Raw genomic sequence first — 16,823 nt, forward strand, 5'->3', positions numbered from 1 at the left:
GCTGATGGATGCTGTGGGCGCGCCGAGACGAGCGACGTCGAAGAGACATTGCGCTTCTGAGGCGTGCATGCCGCCTTGACGGGCCAGATCGGCTGCTCGAATCAGCGCATCGCGAGCGGCGCTGAGGTTTCCCGACGCGTCCAGGCGCCAGGCGGGAACCTCAGCAGGTTCGGGGCATTGCTGGCTCTTCGGCGCCAGGCGGACACCGAACGGATGCGAAGCTTGATGATCTCGTCCACACGCTGTGTGCTGATGACGGGCCCGGCCAGCCTCCACACGCCCCCGTTTCCGATCAGGACGCCCTGGTGCAGTGCGCCGTGGACCAGTTCCTTGAGGAACAGCGCGTTGCCGCCGCTGATGTGGTGCAGCCGATGCGCCGTCGATCGTTCGACGGGCCCGTCCAGCACCGTGCTGAGCACGGCCTCGATCTGTTGCAGGCTCCACTCTTGCAGGTCGATGCGGGTGGAGCGGTCCCCTCGGTCCAGTCCCGCGACCGCGTCCGACAACGGCGCTCTGCTCCGCACCGTCCCCACCAGGAACACGGCACCAGCGTCCAGAAGCTGCCCGATCAGGGCCGCCGAAGTGACGTCCAGAAGATGGAGGTTGTCAATGAGCCAGATCGGTCGTTTGCGACCTCGGGGCTCGGGCCCGAGGTGCCTGATCGTCTGGTGGAAGAGTACGACCGGATCGGAGATGCGGGTGTCCCACGCAGGAGATGCGCAATCGCGCCGAGCGGTATGGTCCGGGTGGCGTCGCTTGCGCCGGCACGGTGACACACGTGGCCTTGCTGTACGGCGAGTTCGAAGCATTCCTCTGCCAGCCGTGTCTTACCGACACCGGCGCGGCCGTAGATCACACAAGAGTCGCGGTCGGAGGCGGCCAGGCTCTGGCGAAACGCCTCCAACTCGCCACGACGGCCCACCAGCGGCCAATGATTCATGGAAGAAGTCATGTGGCATTGGCTTCCGGCTCGGTATTGGATTTCCTCGGTTCGGAGCTGACGGAGGGCATGACGAATTCGTCGATTTGCGCGGGTGTCCGTGGGCGAGCAGCCCGGATCGGAGCGGGGCAGCGATGGCGACTGCAATGACGTGACCCGGCGTGGACCTGGCTTCCGGGCGTGAGGGACGAGTTTCGATGCGGCCTGCGCTACGGGTCGCCTCTAGGGCCAGCGCTGAGGCGCGACCCCGGAGGGTGCCCCGTGGGCAGCTGGTTTCACGCGGGAGGCGAGCAAGTGGACTCCTGATCCAGTGAGATCGCCCGTGGTGCCGAGTTGGGCGTGGCTGATGGCCGGATCGTTCGGCCTTTTGGACCGAGGCGCGACCGACGCCTGCGGCTGAGTGGCCGAGTCGGGCGTCCGCCACACCAGCGGTGAAGGGTGTCCCAGGGGGCTGCGGATCACGTGGGCAGGCGCGCCCAATGGGTCGCCTCGCCGTCCGGGTGCTTGTAGAAGCCGTGCGCCGCGGCCAGCGCCATGACGATGCCCAGGCCACGGCCATGTTCGTCCACCTCGCAGCCGGCGGCCCATGTGCCCTTCGTGGTCGCCGGACCACCATCGGTGATCATCACCCATACCTGCCGCCGAGCGTCACGATGCAGGTGCAGGACGACCGGTGGCTCGGCGTGCCGGACGGCGTTGGTCACCAGTTCCGAGACCACCAGCAGCACTGAGTCGGCAACCTCCCCGTCCACGTGCCAGGCGTCCAGGACCGAGCGCGTGAGGTGGCGCGCGGTGCTCGCTGCCTCCGGCGAATGGGTCAGCGGCCATTCTTCCTCCTCCGCGGGCGCTCGCGAGGGGGGTGTCATCACCGGCCGGGTATCGACGCGGGCGGGGCGCCATGCCGTCGTAGGGCCATCGACGGTGCCGACGTACATCACGATCACGTCCCTGAGACTCTGGCAGTGCTTCTTCGATGCGCGGAACACGGGCTCCGCAGCTCCAGCAGTGCTGTCTGCGCTTACTCACACCCTCCGCTCGCCCTCGGCCGCATGCCTGAGTCATCGAGACTCAAAACGGACCCATCGCATGACTCAGCCGCCCGTCATCCGCCGCTATGGCCTTGACCAGCAGATCTGCGAGTAGCGCAACGCGGTGGAACGGCGCTTCAACCGGCTCGAGCAGTGGCGCGGCGTCGCCGCCCCTACGACAAGACCGCCGAGCCCTACCAGACAGCCGTCACCCTCGCACTTCCGCTGATGTGAACGTGACAGTTGACGACGGCCCTAGGGGGGTGGTGCTGCCAAAGATTGGGGGTTGCCCCGATGCCGTTCGGCGTGCAGAGGTCTGTGATGGGAAGTGATCCGGTTCCGACCGCTTCGTGCCGACCTTCCGGCCCCGCACCTTACGAATTGGTCAGTCGGAAACGCCCGATAGAAGTTGATCACCGTGTACGCCACCCAGTCGTCCACCGACGCCCCCGCCCGGGAACCGCCCCACCCGCCGGACCTCTGGCCGCTGACCGGGCGTCGAAGCGAGTTGCGCTTGTTCAGGGAATGCCTGGTCGGGTCGCGGCACAATGCCTACCTGATCCACGGCGATGCGGGGACCGGCAAGACGCGTCTTGCCGATGAGTGCATGGAGATCGCCGTCGACGAGGGGCATGTCAGCTCCCGGGCCGTGGCCAGTACGGCCGCACGAACCATCCCTCTCGGAGCAATTGCTCACCTGTTGCCGTCGGGCATAGATGTCTCGGATCCGGTCTCGCTGTACGACGAGACCGCCCGGCACCTGGTGGCCCAGGCAGGTGACAGCAGGCCTGCTGTGTGGTTCGTCGATGATCTTCATCTGCTCGACGCCACTTCCGTGACCCTGCTCGCGCAGCTTCTGGAGACAGGCGTCCTCTTCCTCGTGGGCACGGTGCGGAACGGCGTCGCGCTGTCGGATCTGGTCGAGTCGATCGAGCGGGGAGATCGCGGGTCTCGCGTGGATCTCCAGGCGTGGAGCCTGGAGCAGGTCGAGACCGTCCTCCACACGGTTCTCGGCGGGCCCGTCGAGATGTGGACCGCGCACCATCTGCACAGCACCAGCGGGGGCAACGCGCTGTACCTGCGGGAGCTGGTACGCGGAGCGCTGGACAGCGAGGTCCTCGTCGGCGAGGGAGGAGTGTGGCGGCTGGTCGGCAAGGTGGAGAGCACCCGGCGTCTCGCTGAGATCATCAACGCCCGCATTCGGGCGGTGTCCCCGGCAGGCCGTGCCGTGTTGGACCGCATCGCGGTCTGCGGGCCGATCAGCGTGGGCGATCTCGACGAGGAGCTTCTGGCCGGTCTGGTGGAACTGGATGTTGTGCGGGTACGAACCGATCGTCGCCGCATGGAGGTCGACCTGGCTCACTCCCTGTACGGGGAGGTTCTGAGGTCCTCGATGGGGCAGATGCAGGAACGGCGCATCCTCCTGGAGAGCATCCAGCGTTTGGAGAACTTCGGCGCCAGGCGACGTGAAGACCGGCTGCGGATCGTCATGTGGCAGCTGGATGCCACGGGCATGGCAGATCGAGAGCACCTGCAGAACGCCCTGCAGATGGCACGGCACGCTCAGGACTTCGCCTCCGTCGCACGTCTCGCCCAGGCCCTGCGCCAGTTGGACCCAGGATCCGGGCCGCGCGCGATCCATGGTGAGGCCCTGTTCGAGCTCGGGCGGTTCGGAGAAGCCGACCGGGTCCTGTATGAGGCCATTGAGGCAGCCCAGGAGGACGAGGAACTCCTGCTTGCCGTGACATTGCGCGCGCAATGCCTGGCCTGGGGCGCTCTGAGGGTGGATGACGCCCTGGACGTCGTCCAGCAGGCGCGGGCACGTCTGCAGAGCTCCGTCGCGGATGAGTCGTTGCGTGTCATCGAGGCACACCTGCGAACCTTTGCCGGTGAAGTCACACAAATCCTGGAACTGCTGCCGGACGTTGAGGGCATGACCCATCCCCGCGCCCGAATCGTCGGTGCCTTGTGCAAGGCCTGTGCTCTCGCCGAAGTGGGGAGGACTGCCGAGGCGCTGGCTCTGACCGAACACAACTGGCATGAGGATCTGCCCGCGTCGGAGGCAGTCGGATGCTCCGATCCGCGCATGAGGCTGATGGTGCGGGTACAGGTTCTCTGCGTGGCGGGGCGTGTCGAGGAGGGCCGGCAACTCGGTGAGACCACGTACGCCGAAGTTGCGGCAGACCGTTCCCTGATCGTGCAAACCTGGCTCGCGCTGGCGTTGGGCAAGTTGGAATTCCTCGCCGGTAATCTGCAGCGCGCCCACTCGTGGTACGTCAACGCCGCTGCCCTCGCCTCGGACCACTACTTCCCAGGGCCGCATTGGCTGGCCTTGTCGGGGCTTGCGCTCGTCGCCGCAGCCATGGGCGACGTGGGGGCTTGCGACAAGTATGCGGGGCAGGCGCAGGAGTTCCGTCCATCAGGTCAGCGCCGCCTCGACGTCGCCGCCGTCCCCGCGTGGCGGATGGCCGCCGCGGGAAACCTGAGCGCTGCTCGCAACGCACTTGCCGAGGTCGCGAACCTTGCGCACGAGATCGGCGCATTCACCACCGAGTCGATCCACCTGTTCTCGATAGCACGTCTCGGGGATGTGAGCAGTGTCCACCCCCGCCTGGCCAACCTGGCCGAACGTTCCGACAGCCTCATGACCGGGCTTCAGGCCGAACACGTAGAAGCGCTGCACAAGCGCTGCCCCGACCAACTCGTGAGTGTGGCGAAACGGTTCGAGGAAGCCGGCTTCCCTCTGATGGCGGCGGACTCGTACGCCAAAGCGTCCGAAGTCCTCACCGCGGCGGGAAAGCGGCGTCAGGCAACTGTCGCAGTCACCCATGCAACCCGGCTCGCGGACGGCTGTGAAGGCGCCCAGGGCGTCGCGGCAGGGCTCACGCCGTCTCCCGAACCGCTGACGGCGCGCGAGAGGGAAATAGCTCTGCTGGCGGTCCAAGGGTTCACCAACAAGCAAATCGCCGAACAGCTCGTCCTGTCCAGCCGTACTGTCGGCAACCATCTGTACAGCATCTACCAGAAGCTCGGAATGGCGAACCGCGGAGAGTTGCGTGCTGCACAGGGCACTCTGTGAGTAGCGCAGTTCGGGCGGGTACATCGAAGGATGCGTCAAGTGAGCCTTGTGTTCGGCCCTCTTTCGGAACCAACGCGCCGGGAGCTGCCCTCCCGGTCAGTGAGGGCAGCTCCCAACAATGGTTGAACGACTAGACGTTATCCCAGGTGTTGCTCGTCCAATCAATCGACCCGTTCGGCTTGACAACCGTCAGGTCTCCGTCGTCCTCCAGTTTCACGTAGGAGCCTGCGGTATACGTGGGATACCAGGGTTTGGCGTTCACGATCGCCCTATTCTCATGCCAACGGTACTTGATTCGGAATGTTCCGTCGGGGTCCATGTAGGCGTAGGAACCGCTACTTCTCGCGTACTCGAAAGGGTCGTCCACAGTCGCAAACCAGATCTGCGTCCCGTCGGACTTGCGGTACATGGCCAGTTGACCGTTCGACTGCATCAGTACCTTGACCTTGCTGTTCTCCATCCAGCGCCCCGGATTCCACGTTCCCCCAGAGGGGAGCGTTGTGCTGATTCTGTGGGTTCCGCTGCGCCAGGTGGCGCGGCCGGATGAGTAGACAACGAAATTACCGTCATCCTGCATTTGCGCATTGGATCCGGGATTGCCGTTCGTGTTGCTTGCCCATAGAGCTCTGCCGTCCTTGGAGTAGACGACAAGGTTCCCATCGTACTGCATAAGCGCGTAGGCCCCTGGATTTCCGTTGGCCCCGGTGCTGAACATGGCAGGATCAGTGGGGTTGGGGTTGTACGGGCTGCTGGGTAACTTTGCGTTGTCGGCGTAAATGACCAGATTCCCGTCATCCTGCATGGTCAGCCTCATGCCACCGTTCCGCAACGTCCCGTCGAGCCGGTATCCTCGCGGCAATGTATTTCCGTTGGCCTGCCAGTCCAGTTGCCAACGCTGCCGTGTAAGGCTGTTCGAGCAGTCGGCGACCTTGAGACTATAGGTGAGATTGTTTTCGGGAATCTCCAAGCACTTCGAGTTGTAGCGGTTACGGAGAAATCCGCCGTCCCCGTCACCGTCGTACCACCACTGTTGGATTTCTCCGAAGTCGCAACGTTCAATGGTGACATCGGCCATATTGCTGTCCAAAAGTCCCAGACACTGCCCGTTGAGCTTCAACTTGCCGTCTATTCCAAGCTCCCACGTTTGAGTGGCAGCTGCCTCGGCAGAGTACTTGCCGTAGCAATCTCCGACCACGGCAGACCTGGAGTAGGCATGCTTTTCAAGGCACTTATTGCCGGAGAGCTTGGAACGGATCCGACCCGACTGTTCAGTCGTTGGATAGTAGTAGTTGGCCGACGCGGACCCGGCCGACGACACAACGATCGGTGTCGCCATGAGCGCCGCCACGAGGACCAAGCGGATCCCTCTGAATGCATGACGCACGACAATCCCCTCCCTGGGTAGAGTTGCGCTGAATACGCCCCCGAAAGGCCGAGCTGCAATAGCGCCTCCCGAACGGCCTCCGGCCGTACAGAGCCGGAGGGAAAGAGAACTGCGGAGGGCCTTCGCCGTGGCGTAGCATGAGGATGTGGGCCGCCCCCACGTGGCAATGAGACGTGGCGACTCATTCGATTCTCACGAAATACTCATCCAGGCTGGGTACCGGCGGGTGAAGCCTTGTGCCGAGTCCCTCACCGGACGGCCCATGCGTCCACCCAACGCAGCTGGGCCCAGCCCGTCGAGAGGCTCTCAGGGCCTGATGCAGCGCTTCCACGTATCCCGCGTCCGCCTCAGCGGGCCTTGGGGCCCCTCGGGTGGGGCCATCCGTTGGGGGCTCGCTGAATCCCGTCAGTCCGATCAGTCGGGATTGATACGGGTTCGTGTCGACTCCTTCTGCACGTCCTTCTGCAAGGCGACGACGGCCTCTCGCAGCTGCTTTCTGCTGGCTACGCCCAGCTTTTGGTAGATGCTGTGGAGGTGATTGCCCACGGTGCGCGCGGACAGGCGGAGCCGGTCGGCGATCTCCCGGTTGCTCCGTCCTTCGGCAGCAAGGAGGGCGATCTCCCTCTCGCGGGTGGTCAACGGGCCTGGTGAGGCAGCGGCGTGAAGTGCGACGTCCGAACCCTGGCATCGGGCGGCGAGTTGGGCTGCGTGCCTTGCGGCCGCGGTTGCCGAGCCGTGCTCGGCACGTGCACTGAAGAACTCCGCTGCCACGCCGTAAGAGTGGGCAGCCGCGGGCAGCAGGCCGAAGTCCTCGAAGCGGACAGCGATGGACAGCAGGCTGTCGGCGTCACGGTGATACAGGGCACTGACGTGCTCGGCCTGAAGGGCGGTGAGTGGGTTGTCCGACTCGGCGGCGAGCTCTGCCAGGCGGCGGTGGACGCCGCCGGCACCCCCGAGGCGCGCGACATCGAAGAGATACTGGGCTTCGGCGGCGTACATGCCGCCGTAATGGGCGCGATCCGCCGCGCGCAGAAAGGCTTCGCGTGCCGCCCCCGAGTTCCCGGACGCGGCGGAACGCCAGGCTTCAGCAGCAAAGGGTTCGGGTCGATGATGGCCTGTCGGCTCAAGACGTTGCGCGTCCTCCCAGTACGCATCGGAGGCATCCATGTCACCCAAAACTGCTGTGAGTTGGGCCAGTCGGATGAGGACCGTCCAATGAGGGGCTGCGAAGTGATGGTCGGAAGCGAGCGCCTCAGCGGTGGCATACCAGTAATGGGCCCGGCGACGCCGACCAGCAGCGAATTCAAGATCACCCAGGGTATTGGCAAGCCAGGTCTGAGTGACCAGGACTCGCTCCGCGGCGACCTCGTCATAGGTGCTCTCGCCCAGCCGCCGGGCCTCGTCGAGACGCCCTTGACGATACAGAATGTCAGTCCGGGTCGAGAGTTGAGTGCGCGGATGGGTTGTCGTGGAAAAGAGCTCCGGGAGTTTCAGATGCTCTTGGTAGCTACGGTCCGACAGTGCCAGAGCCTCGGCAGTCCTACCGGCCTCAGCGAGGCTGTAGGCCTTGACCAAGCCACCCACGACGCGTATGCGGGGGTCGGGCATGGTATCCAGGTCGGTCAGTAGTTCAAGAGCCCGCCCGGTGCGGCCGGCGAAGAGGTGTACCCCCGCCTCGATGACCCGCAATGCTTGCTCTGCCGGTACTTCCCGAAGACGTGCCTTCGTACTATCGACGACCGACATCGCGTCGTCCAGTCGCATCCGGCCGAAAGCGAGACACTGCGTCCGCAGGTAGCTGGCGAGCATGAACTCCTGATCGTCGACCGCTGTTTCCATGGCGTCACGCAACGCGCGATCGGCAGCATCGAATTGCCCGAGCTCGTAGAGGGCTTCCCCGTGCTGCATGCGAGGCCCTGCACCGGGGTCCAGCAGACTCAGGGCCGGGGCCAGCCGGGCGACGGAAGCCGAGTCCTGCGAGTGCCGCGCCAATTGCAGCGCGCGTTGAAGCTGACCCGAAGCCGCCGTGCCCGTGGCGTCCAGTGACCACATGGCAGCTTTGAGCGCGTCCTCCCGGCGTCGGGCACCGAAGTGCTCGAGCTCGCGCGCACTGTCCAACAGCAGCCGACGCTTGTGGGGCCTGCGCACCCCCGAACGCAGGACCTCCCCGTACAAAGGGTGCGCAAGATCCACCACCAGCCGTCGGCCATCAGACCGGATGAGCACCAGATCCAGCTTTTCCAGCTCCTCCAGTGCCTTCTCAGCATGGCGGTCGCCGCTCACCGGCCCGCACACGGCAATGCGATCAAGAATGGCTCGCTCCTCGGGCGACACCGAACCGATACGACGCTTGACCATCTCGTCCAATCGCCGTGTGCTCGTAAGAGGCCCGGACAGCCTCCACATGCCCCCGGCACCGATGAGCACCCCATGCTCCAGCGCTCCATGCACCAGTTCCTTGAGGAACAAGGCATTTCCACGGCTGGCATGGTGCAGTTGATGCACGGTTCCATGCTCTACAGGCCCGTCCAGCACCTTGCTCAGCACAGTCTCAACCTCTCGCTGCGTCCACGCTCGCAACTCGAACCGGCGTGTGCGGTCCCCACGGTCCAGACGCACTACGGCATCCGACAGCCGGGCACCGCTCCGCAGCGTCCCAACAAGAAGCAGGACTCCGGCATCCAGCAACTGGCCGATCATCGCCGCAGACGTGTCATCCAGAAAATGGAGATCGTCCACGAACCACACCGACCGTTTTCGGGACCGCGGTTCGCTACCGAGCTGCTGGATCGTGCCATGGAGAAGCGCGACAGGATCCGAGACATCGGTGTCCGGTGGCAGGAGATGAGCGATCACGCCCAGTGGGACGGTTCGGGCAGCCTCGCCGGCAGTTATCCGGCTGCATGAGTGGCCGCGGTTTGCGGCAACCTCAAGAAACTCGTCAGCCAATCGCGTCTTACCGACACCAGCGGCACCATAAACCACACAAGAATCAAGGGCGGGGTCGGTCAAGCCTTCTTGAAGGCCCTCGACCTCACCCTCCCGACCCACCAAAGGCCAGCGAGTCATGGAAGAGAGACCCCATCAAGTGCCGTCCATTTCCTTCACTGTCATTATGCGCCTCGGCCCATGAGGACGCTCCGTTCCGGGAGTCCACACGGGACATCGTGGGCGGGTCAGCCGCAGCCGCGCACACGCACAACCACGACGACACAGCCAGCCGTCCCGCGGAATGCAGTTTCCGTGTTGGACCGTGTGGGGGTTCGGGCGAACACCTGCGTGACGCGGGCTTCTGCGTTTCGTTGTCGGGGCATCCGAGAGCCCCGTCCGACGAGGAGTTGTGGAGTGCGCAAGGTTGCGGCAGCGACAGCGGTTGTCATGGCACTGGCCGGTGTGACGTCCTTCTGCGCGGGTATCGCCTTCGCAGATGAACGAGGCGGTGCGACCGCCATTGGTGGCTCCTCCACCGATGTGGGCCTGTTCCAGCAGAACAAGGTCCAGGAAGGCCGGCTGAACAGCGCCTGCGGCCAGCTGAGTGAGGCATTCCTCTCGCCGGTTGGAGAGCGGACGACAGGGCGGTGCCTCAACGACGACGGGTCCTTCAACATGTCCGCCCACACCGGATCCAAAGGTGCCCATGTCGAAGGCGGCAGCTCCGGCGCCTTCACCGTGGTACAGCAGAACATCGCGCAGAAAGGCCGGCTGAACAACGCCTGCGACGACCAGAACAACGTCGATCCCACGCTCGAGGGCAGCCGGGTGGACAGTGACTGCCACAACAAGGACCGCTCCTCAAGCAAGCAAGTACTTGCCAAGAGTGGCGGCGCCCACATCGAAGGCGGCAATTCCAGCGGCTTCAGCGTGCAACAGCAGAACATCGCGCAAGACGGCCGACAGAACAACGCCTGCACCGCACAGAACAACTTCGGCCCCACCCTCGAGGGCAGCCGGATGGACAGTGACTGCCACAACAAGGACCGCTCCTCAAGCAAGCAAGTACTGGCCAAGAGCGGCGGCGCCCACATCCAAGGCGGCAACTCCGGCACCAGCCTCCTGCAGCAGCAGAACATCGCGCAGGACGGCCGGCAGAACAACGCCTGCGCCAACCCTGAGGACGCCGACTTCACGTTGGAGGGCGGCCGGATGGACAGCGAATGCCGGAACAAGGACCGCTCCTTCAGCAAGAAGGTCCTGGTCAAGAGTGGTGGCGCCGACATCGAAGGCGGCAGCTCCAGCGTCAGCGTGGAGCAGCAGAACTACGCACAGGGCGGTCGGCAGAACAACGCCTGCGCCGACCATGACGACTCCGAGATCGCTGTGACCGGCGGCCGGGTGGACAGCGAATGCCGCAACAAGGACCGTTCGTTCAACAACAAGGTCCTGGTCAAGAGTGGCGGCGCCCACATCGAAGGCGGCAGCTCCAGCGTCAGCAGCGTGGAGCAGCAGAACTACGCGCAAGACGGTCGGCAGAACAACGCCTGCGCCACCAGCAACGATGCCGACCTCACGTTGGACAGCGGCCGGATCGCTGCCGAGTGCGGCAACAGCGACAGCTCCTTCAACAAGCACGTCCTGGTCAACGGCGGCGGCGCAAGAGCCGAAGGCGGCTCCAGCACCGGCAGTGTGTTCCAGTACAACACCGCGCAGGAGGGCCGGCAGAACAACGCCTGCGCCAACCTCAACGAACCCGACACACTCGAAGCGAGCGGCGGGCGGATGACCGCCGAGTGCGCGAACAAGGACCGCTCCTTCAACAAGCACGTGCTGGTCGAGGGCGGCGCCGCACGGGCCGAAGGCGGCGGCTCCGGCACCGGCAGTGTGTTCCAGTACAACACCGCGCAGGAGGGCCGGCAGAACAACGCCTGCACCAACCCCAACGGTGGTGCCGTCACGCTGACCGGCAGCCGGGTGGAAAGCCGGTGCAGGACCATCGATGAGTCGATGAACCTGGGAACGAAGGAGGCCGTCGGCGGCGCAGAGGCCCAAGGCGGATCCAGCACAGCCGACCTGTTCCAGCAGAACACCGCCCAGTCCGGACGGCAGAGCAACCACTGCGGCAACCCCAACAACCTGACCCTCACCGCCACCGGCAGCCGCGTGCAGTCCCAGTGCATTGCCACCGACAGCTCCACCAGCATCGGCACCATCCAGCGGTAGATCGAACAGGCACAGGGCTCCACGCCCCTTCCTGAAGGACGTTCACGCCCTTCAGGAAGGGGCGCCCTGGTGTGCTCGGCGTGACATGGTGCCGTTGTGAGCGGACCGCGTGCGCATCGTGTACGGATGCGATGACCACCGGGAGCCTGGACCAGGTGCGTGCGTCCCGGGTCTACCGGTCGACGGTGGCGATGTTGCGGGAGGTGTCGGCCGCGTGGCACTCCGCGGTCACGCGCGAACCGGAGGCGGTCAGCGCCAGGTTGTCGGGGTTACCGCAACCATTGCTCTGACGCCCTCCTGCGCCACGTTCTGCAACAGATTGGCCGTGCTGGAACCACCGTCAACCTCCGCACCACCGCCATACTCTGCGGTGCCCAGGCTCGCAGAACGGTCCAGGGTCCCGCAGCGCACCTCGGCCCTGGCGCCGGTCGGAGCGAAAGACCCTGAACTGCACCACGAACGCCGATCGATTGGGCGTCGTCATGCGCCCTTCCGGCATTCCGCCCGAACAGCCCACCCTCACCTCGCCGGAGTCCATTCGCCGACGCGGCCGGCGGATGGCGGTGACCTTTCCCGCGCGCCCCTCGACGGTCCGTCCTCGTGGAGCAGCGGTGACGCCTGGCACCAATTTCCGTGCGGTGACCCGGAGTTGTGACAGACAGCGGACGGAGCGTCATGATGGCACCATGGCCCGGGCAGCATGCTCGACGCCCTCGGACGGGCGCGCCCGTGAACGACGGATTGGGGAGGACGTCTTGTCGTTCGTACGACGTCGTGAACCGCGTCTGCCGACCCCCGAGGAGGCTCCGCCGGGCCGGGCCACGCTCGCGTACGAGGTTCCCGAGAAGCACGCCGTTCTCGGCACGGCGCTACTGGGCCCCTACCCCGAGGGCTTCGAGATCGCCGACTTTGCTCTCGGCTGCTTCTGGGGCGCGGAGCGCCGGTTCTGGCAGCTTCCGGCGGGCATCTGGACCACTCTCACAGGATTTCAGGGCGGCTACACGCCCCACCCGGTGGACGACGAGATCCGCACCGGGCTGACGGGGCACGCCGAGACGGTACGGGTGGTCTTCGATCCCGCGCGGATCGCATACGAGCGGCTGCTCCGGCTCTTCTGGGAGTCCCACGACCCAACGCAGGGCTTTCGCCAGGGCAATGACATGGGCACCCACGTCAGGTCGCTCCTCTTCACCCGCTCCCCCGCCCAGCGGCAAGCGGCGGAGCGGAGCCGGACGCGCTACCAGCGCGCCTTGTCCGACGCGGGATACGCCGAGATCACCACCGAGATCCTTCCGGCCGAGGACCACCCGTTCTACCCGGCACGGGCCTACCACCAGCAGTACCTGCACAAGAACCCTGGCGGCTACTGCGGCACGGGCGGCACGGGCGTCGTGCTGACGGAACCCGTCGGAGACGAACCGGGCCGCTCACGCGCCACAGGAATCGCGCGCGCTGAGGACTGACTGAGGACTGACTGCCAAGTCCGGGGCAAGGCTCACGGCCCCTCGCGCTTCGGCGGCACGCACAGCCGGGCGAGGATCGCGGCGGACAGATACGCGAGCGCCCCGACGGCCATGCTCGTACGCACCCCGGCCGTGTAGTCGGCGGCCGAGGCGAGCAGGGAGCCGCCGAGTGCCACGCCGGTGGCACTGCCGATCTGGCGCGTGGTGTTGAACAGGGCGGAGGCCGTCCCCGAGTACCCGGCGGGTGCGGCACCCATCACCGTGGCGGTCGTGCCGGTGAGGGCGAAGGACGTGCCGAACCCTGCGGCCATCATCGGGGCCACGAGCAGCGGGTAGGCGGGATCGTCCCCCGCCGCCGCCCAGCCGGCCAGTCCCAGCGCGGCCAGGAGCATGCCGCTGACCACGAGCGGACGATCGCCGGTTCTGCGGGACAGCCGCCCGGAGAGGACCGAGGCGAACATGGTCATGGCCACCGCGGGGAAGAGCGCCGCCCCTGTCGCCAGTGCGCTGAAGCCGCGCTCCTGCTGGAAGTAGAGGCTGGTGGTGAAGACCATGCCGTAGAAACCGAAGTTGAACAGCAGACCGACGGCCGCTCCCCCGCTCATTGCCCGCGAGTGCAGCAGGTCCAGCGGAAGGACGGGAGACCGCGCCAGTCGCTCGCGCACCGCGAAGGCCGCGGCCGCGAGAACCGCCAGCCCCAGCCCCGCCAGGACCGCCGGATCCGACCACCCGCGTCGACCCGCCTCGTTGAGCGCGGCCGTCAGCAAGGCCACCGCCGCCACCACCGCGAGCTGTGCGGGCCAATCGAGGGTCCGGGCCGGGTGCCGGGGAGAAGGCGCGACGTACCGCAGCGTCAGCATCAGGCAGGCGATGCCGACCGGCAGGTTGATGAGGAAGACCCATCGCCAGCCCGCCGTGGAGACGAGCAGCCCGCCCAGCAGCGGCCCGGCCGACGCGGCGATGCCCGCCATTGAGCCCCATAGGCCGAAAGCCCTCGAGCGCGCGGCCGGAGCGGTGAAGGCCTGCTGGAGAAGCGCCAGCGAACCGGGCACGATCAGCGCCGCGCCGGCCCCCTCCACCAGCCGGGCGGCGATCAGGACCGGGGCATCCCGGGCCAGGGCGCACGCGACCGAGGAGGCGGTGAACACCGCCACGCCGGTGCAGAAGATCCTGCGGTGTCCCAGCCGGTCGCCCAACGCCCCGCCGGTCAGCAGCAGTCCGGCGAAGACCAGGGTGTAGCCGTTGGTGATCCACTGGATGGCGGTGAGCGAGGCCGACACGTCCCGGCCCACCACCGGTACGGCGACGTTGATGATCGTCACGTCCAGGATCACCATGAAGTAGCCGGCGCACACGGCGAACAGGGGGCCGCGGAGCCGCTGTCCGGGCTCCGGCGCCGGTTCCCGGCGGGGCGTGCGCCCGCCCCCGCCTGCGGACTCCGCGAACGGCACGTCCTCAGCCCCATCCCGTACCCGGATGTTCAATGACAAAAGCACGATAGGGGGAAGTACCGCCGCGCACCGCGCTGCCGCCCCGCGGCACCCACCGACCGTCACACTGCTTGCCGTGGTCCGGGGCTGCCGCGACGGCCCAGCCGCTCGGACTGCGGTGGCCCGCCGATCCGTCCGTTGGCGGGTCTGCGGTCCGTCACTGGGTCAGCCCCTCCGCCGAGCTGCGCGGAGGGGCTGACCCTCAACGGTCCTTGTCCTTCGGACCGGCTTTCGGACGGGCCTTCGGCCCGTTCAGCGCCTCCCGGTCTTCTTGTCCGTGACGGTGACCGGGCGGTCTTTCTTCAGCTCGCCGAAGAGCTTTCGCGCCCGGGCCTCGTCCCACTGCACGGCGCTTCCCTTGGGCGTCTGCAGCGCCGGGTTGGAGACGGGGACGTTGAGCCTCTTGCCGCCGCCGCTCGAGACGCCCTTCATGGCCCGGAACATGGACGTGAGGTTCTCCAGCCCGGTGCCCTTGTCCACGATGAGTGTGTCCAGACCGGCTTCCATGGTCGCGTAGAGCTTGGCCGGGCTGAGCATCGTGTCGGACTGCCCTGCCTTGCGGGCGAGAGCGGCCAGGAACTTCTGCTGGTTCTGGGAACGGCCCAGATCGCCCTCGGCCTCCTGGTGACGCTGCCGGACGAACGCGAGCGCATTGCGCCCGTTCAGCGTCTGGCAGCCCTTCTTCAGGTCGGCACCCGACTTCTTGTCCTTGATGTCCCGGTCCAGACAGACGTCGACCCCGCCGACAGAGTCGACGATGTTCACAAAGCCCGCGAAGCCGATCTCCGCATAGTGATCGATCTTCAGGCCGGTGTTGAGCTCGACGGTCCGTACGAGCAGTTCGGGCCCGCCGATCGAGAACGCGGCGTTCAGCTTGTTCTTGCCCGCGGGCACGTGCTTGCCGGTCTCGGGTCGCAGATACCCGGGAATGGTCACCCACGAGTCCCGGGGCAGGCTCATCATCGTCGTGCCCTGCGCACCCGTGTGCATCAGGATCATCGAGTCGGTGCGCCGGCCCTCGGCGGTGCCGGTGTGGAGGCTCTTCCGGTCGTCGTCCGACAGGCCGTCGCGGCTGTCCGAGCCCACGATCAGGTAGTTGGTGCCCTCGCCGTCCGGGGGACGGTTCTGCACCTTGGCGAGGTCGACCTCACGATTGAGCTTGGAGTCGGCCCAGGCGTAGCTGGACACGGAGGCGACGACGGCCACCGTGACCACGCCGATCACCGTCTTCCGCAGCCGCCGCGGAGGGCGGCTGCCTCGGTCGGCGTTGCGTATGCGCCGGGGCGGCAGATGGGTTCCGCCGCCGATGCCCTGGCCTGCCAGGTGGGCGAACCGCGGGTGGCCGCGGCCGTCGTCGTCGGGGCGGGCGAACCCGTGCACGGGGGTACTCGTGCCGCCCGTTACGGGCGCGGGCAGCCGCGGATCCGTATCCCGTCCCGCCGCCTCGGGTCCGGGTTCGGGGGTGACGTGCCCGGGCGGCGTGTGCTGGATGATGCGCACGGGCTGGGTGGGGGTGACGGTTACGTCGTCGGCGGCGAGGGGGTCCGCGAAGCCCGGGTCACCGAACCCCGGGTCCGCGAACACGGGGTCCGCGAAGCCCGGGTCACCGAACCCCGGGTCCGCGAACACGGTGTCTGCGGAGACGAAGCCCGGGTCCGCGAACACGGTGTCTGCGGAGACGAAGCCGGGGTCCGCGAACACGGAGTCCGCGAAGCCCGGGTCACCGAAGCCCGGATCCGCGAACACGGAGTCCGCGAAGCCCGGGTCACCGAAGCCCTGGTCACCGAACCCGGGGTCCGCGAGGCCCGTCTGCGGCTCCGCGTACCCGGACGGGGAGTTCACGTATGCGGTGTGGGGGTCCGCATATATGGTGCCCGCGTCCGTGACCGGGTAGCCCGCGAAGGAGTCCGGGTATCCCGTCCGACCGTCTCCGTGGCCTGCACCCGGACCGGCATACGCGATGTGGGGGTCCGCGTATGCAGCGTACGGGTCGCTGTGGACCGTCTGCGGGTCCCCGTGGCCGGTCAGGTGGTCGGTGCAGCCGCCATATGTCGGGGCGGCACCGCCGTAGGGATCCGTATGACCGACGTGGGTCGCCGCATGACCGGCGTTCGGATCGGCGTACGCGCTGTATCCGGTCGCGTAACCGCCGTACGCCTCATGGGAGTCGCCGTACGGATCCACGTAACCGCCGTACGCCTCATGGGAGTCGCCGTACGGATCCACGTAACCGCCGTACGCCTCATGGGAGTCGCCGTACGGATCCACGTAACCGCCGTGTA

Annotated in this window: 10 protein-coding genes and 1 pseudogene; 3 read left to right on the forward strand and 8 right to left on the reverse strand. The window is 66.6% G+C overall.

Going from position 1 to position 16,823, the window contains the following annotated elements; all coding sequences use genetic code 11:
* Nucleotides 1-101: 101 nt before the first annotated feature.
* The 3 genes from AB0M26_RS22135 to AB0M26_RS22145 form a co-directional block, all read right to left on the reverse strand.
* Nucleotides 102-542 (reverse strand): hypothetical protein, encoded by a 441-nt coding sequence (locus AB0M26_RS22135; protein ID WP_365263534.1) that lies wholly within the window; start codon nt 540-542, stop codon nt 102-104.
* Nucleotides 543-568: 26 nt separating this feature from the next.
* A complete protein-coding gene (locus tag AB0M26_RS22140; RefSeq protein ID WP_365263535.1) occupies nt 569-952 on the reverse strand; it encodes an ATP-binding protein in 384 nt (127 codons plus the stop codon).
* 446 nt (nt 953-1,398) lie between these two features.
* Entirely contained in the window at nt 1,399-1,926 is a 528-nt protein-coding gene (locus tag AB0M26_RS22145) for an ATP-binding protein (RefSeq protein WP_365263536.1), read from the reverse strand.
* Between the two features lie 460 nt (nt 1,927-2,386).
* On the opposite strand from AB0M26_RS22145, the gene AB0M26_RS22150 reads away from it, so the two are divergent.
* Entirely contained in the window at nt 2,387-5,047 is a 2,661-nt protein-coding gene (locus AB0M26_RS22150; protein WP_365263537.1) for a LuxR C-terminal-related transcriptional regulator, read from the forward strand.
* 130 nt (nt 5,048-5,177) lie between these two features.
* Here AB0M26_RS22150 and AB0M26_RS22155 read toward each other — a convergent pair whose 3' ends face one another.
* From AB0M26_RS22155 to AB0M26_RS22165, 3 genes and pseudogenes are all read right to left on the reverse strand, one after another.
* The gene (locus AB0M26_RS22155; protein WP_365263538.1) at nt 5,178-6,431 is read right to left on the reverse strand and encodes a ricin-type beta-trefoil lectin domain protein; all 1,254 of its coding nucleotides are present in this window, start codon (nt 6,429-6,431) and stop codon (nt 5,178-5,180) included.
* Between the two features lie 414 nt (nt 6,432-6,845).
* Nucleotides 6,846-8,789: a LuxR C-terminal-related transcriptional regulator gene (locus AB0M26_RS22160; RefSeq protein ID WP_365263547.1), complete on the reverse strand. Its 1,944-nt coding sequence runs from the start codon at nt 8,787-8,789 to the stop codon at nt 6,846-6,848.
* Nucleotides 8,790-9,167: 378 nt separating this feature from the next.
* A pseudogene (locus tag AB0M26_RS22165) lies at nt 9,168-9,500 on the reverse strand (ATP-binding protein); the annotation flags it as partial.
* Nucleotides 9,501-9,776: 276 nt separating this feature from the next.
* Between AB0M26_RS22165 and AB0M26_RS22170 the strand changes: the two are divergent.
* Complete coding sequence (locus tag AB0M26_RS22170; protein ID WP_365263539.1) at nt 9,777-11,588, forward strand: hypothetical protein; 1,812 nt, start codon at nt 9,777-9,779, stop codon at nt 11,586-11,588.
* 755 nt (nt 11,589-12,343) lie between these two features.
* Nucleotides 12,344-13,051, forward strand: a complete 708-nt coding sequence (msrA, locus tag AB0M26_RS22175) for a peptide-methionine (S)-S-oxide reductase MsrA (RefSeq protein WP_365263540.1) — start codon at nt 12,344-12,346, stop codon at nt 13,049-13,051.
* 32 nt (nt 13,052-13,083) lie between these two features.
* Here msrA and AB0M26_RS22180 read toward each other — a convergent pair whose 3' ends face one another.
* Both AB0M26_RS22180 and AB0M26_RS22185 read right to left on the reverse strand, forming a co-directional pair.
* Nucleotides 13,084-14,415: an MFS transporter gene (locus AB0M26_RS22180; RefSeq protein WP_365263548.1), complete on the reverse strand. Its 1,332-nt coding sequence runs from the start codon at nt 14,413-14,415 to the stop codon at nt 13,084-13,086.
* A gap of 378 nt (nt 14,416-14,793) precedes the next feature.
* The gene (locus AB0M26_RS22185) at nt 14,794-15,864 is read right to left on the reverse strand and encodes an LCP family protein (protein WP_365263549.1); all 1,071 of its coding nucleotides are present in this window, start codon (nt 15,862-15,864) and stop codon (nt 14,794-14,796) included.
* Between the last annotated feature and the right edge of the window lie 959 nt (nt 15,865-16,823).

The organism is Streptomyces sp. NPDC051776 (assembly GCF_040681345.1).
Classification (GTDB): Bacteria; Actinomycetota; Actinomycetes; order Streptomycetales; family Streptomycetaceae; genus Streptomyces.

Excerpts from the sequence above, each read along its gene's own strand:
- AB0M26_RS22140 (WP_365263535.1), bottom strand. The coding sequence starts at position 952 with ATGACTTCTTCCATGAATCATTGGCCGCTGGTGGGCCGTCGTGGCGAG.
- AB0M26_RS22160 (WP_365263547.1), bottom strand. The coding sequence starts at position 8,789 with ATGGTCAAGCGTCGTATCGGTTCGGTGTCGCCCGAGGAGCGAGCCATT.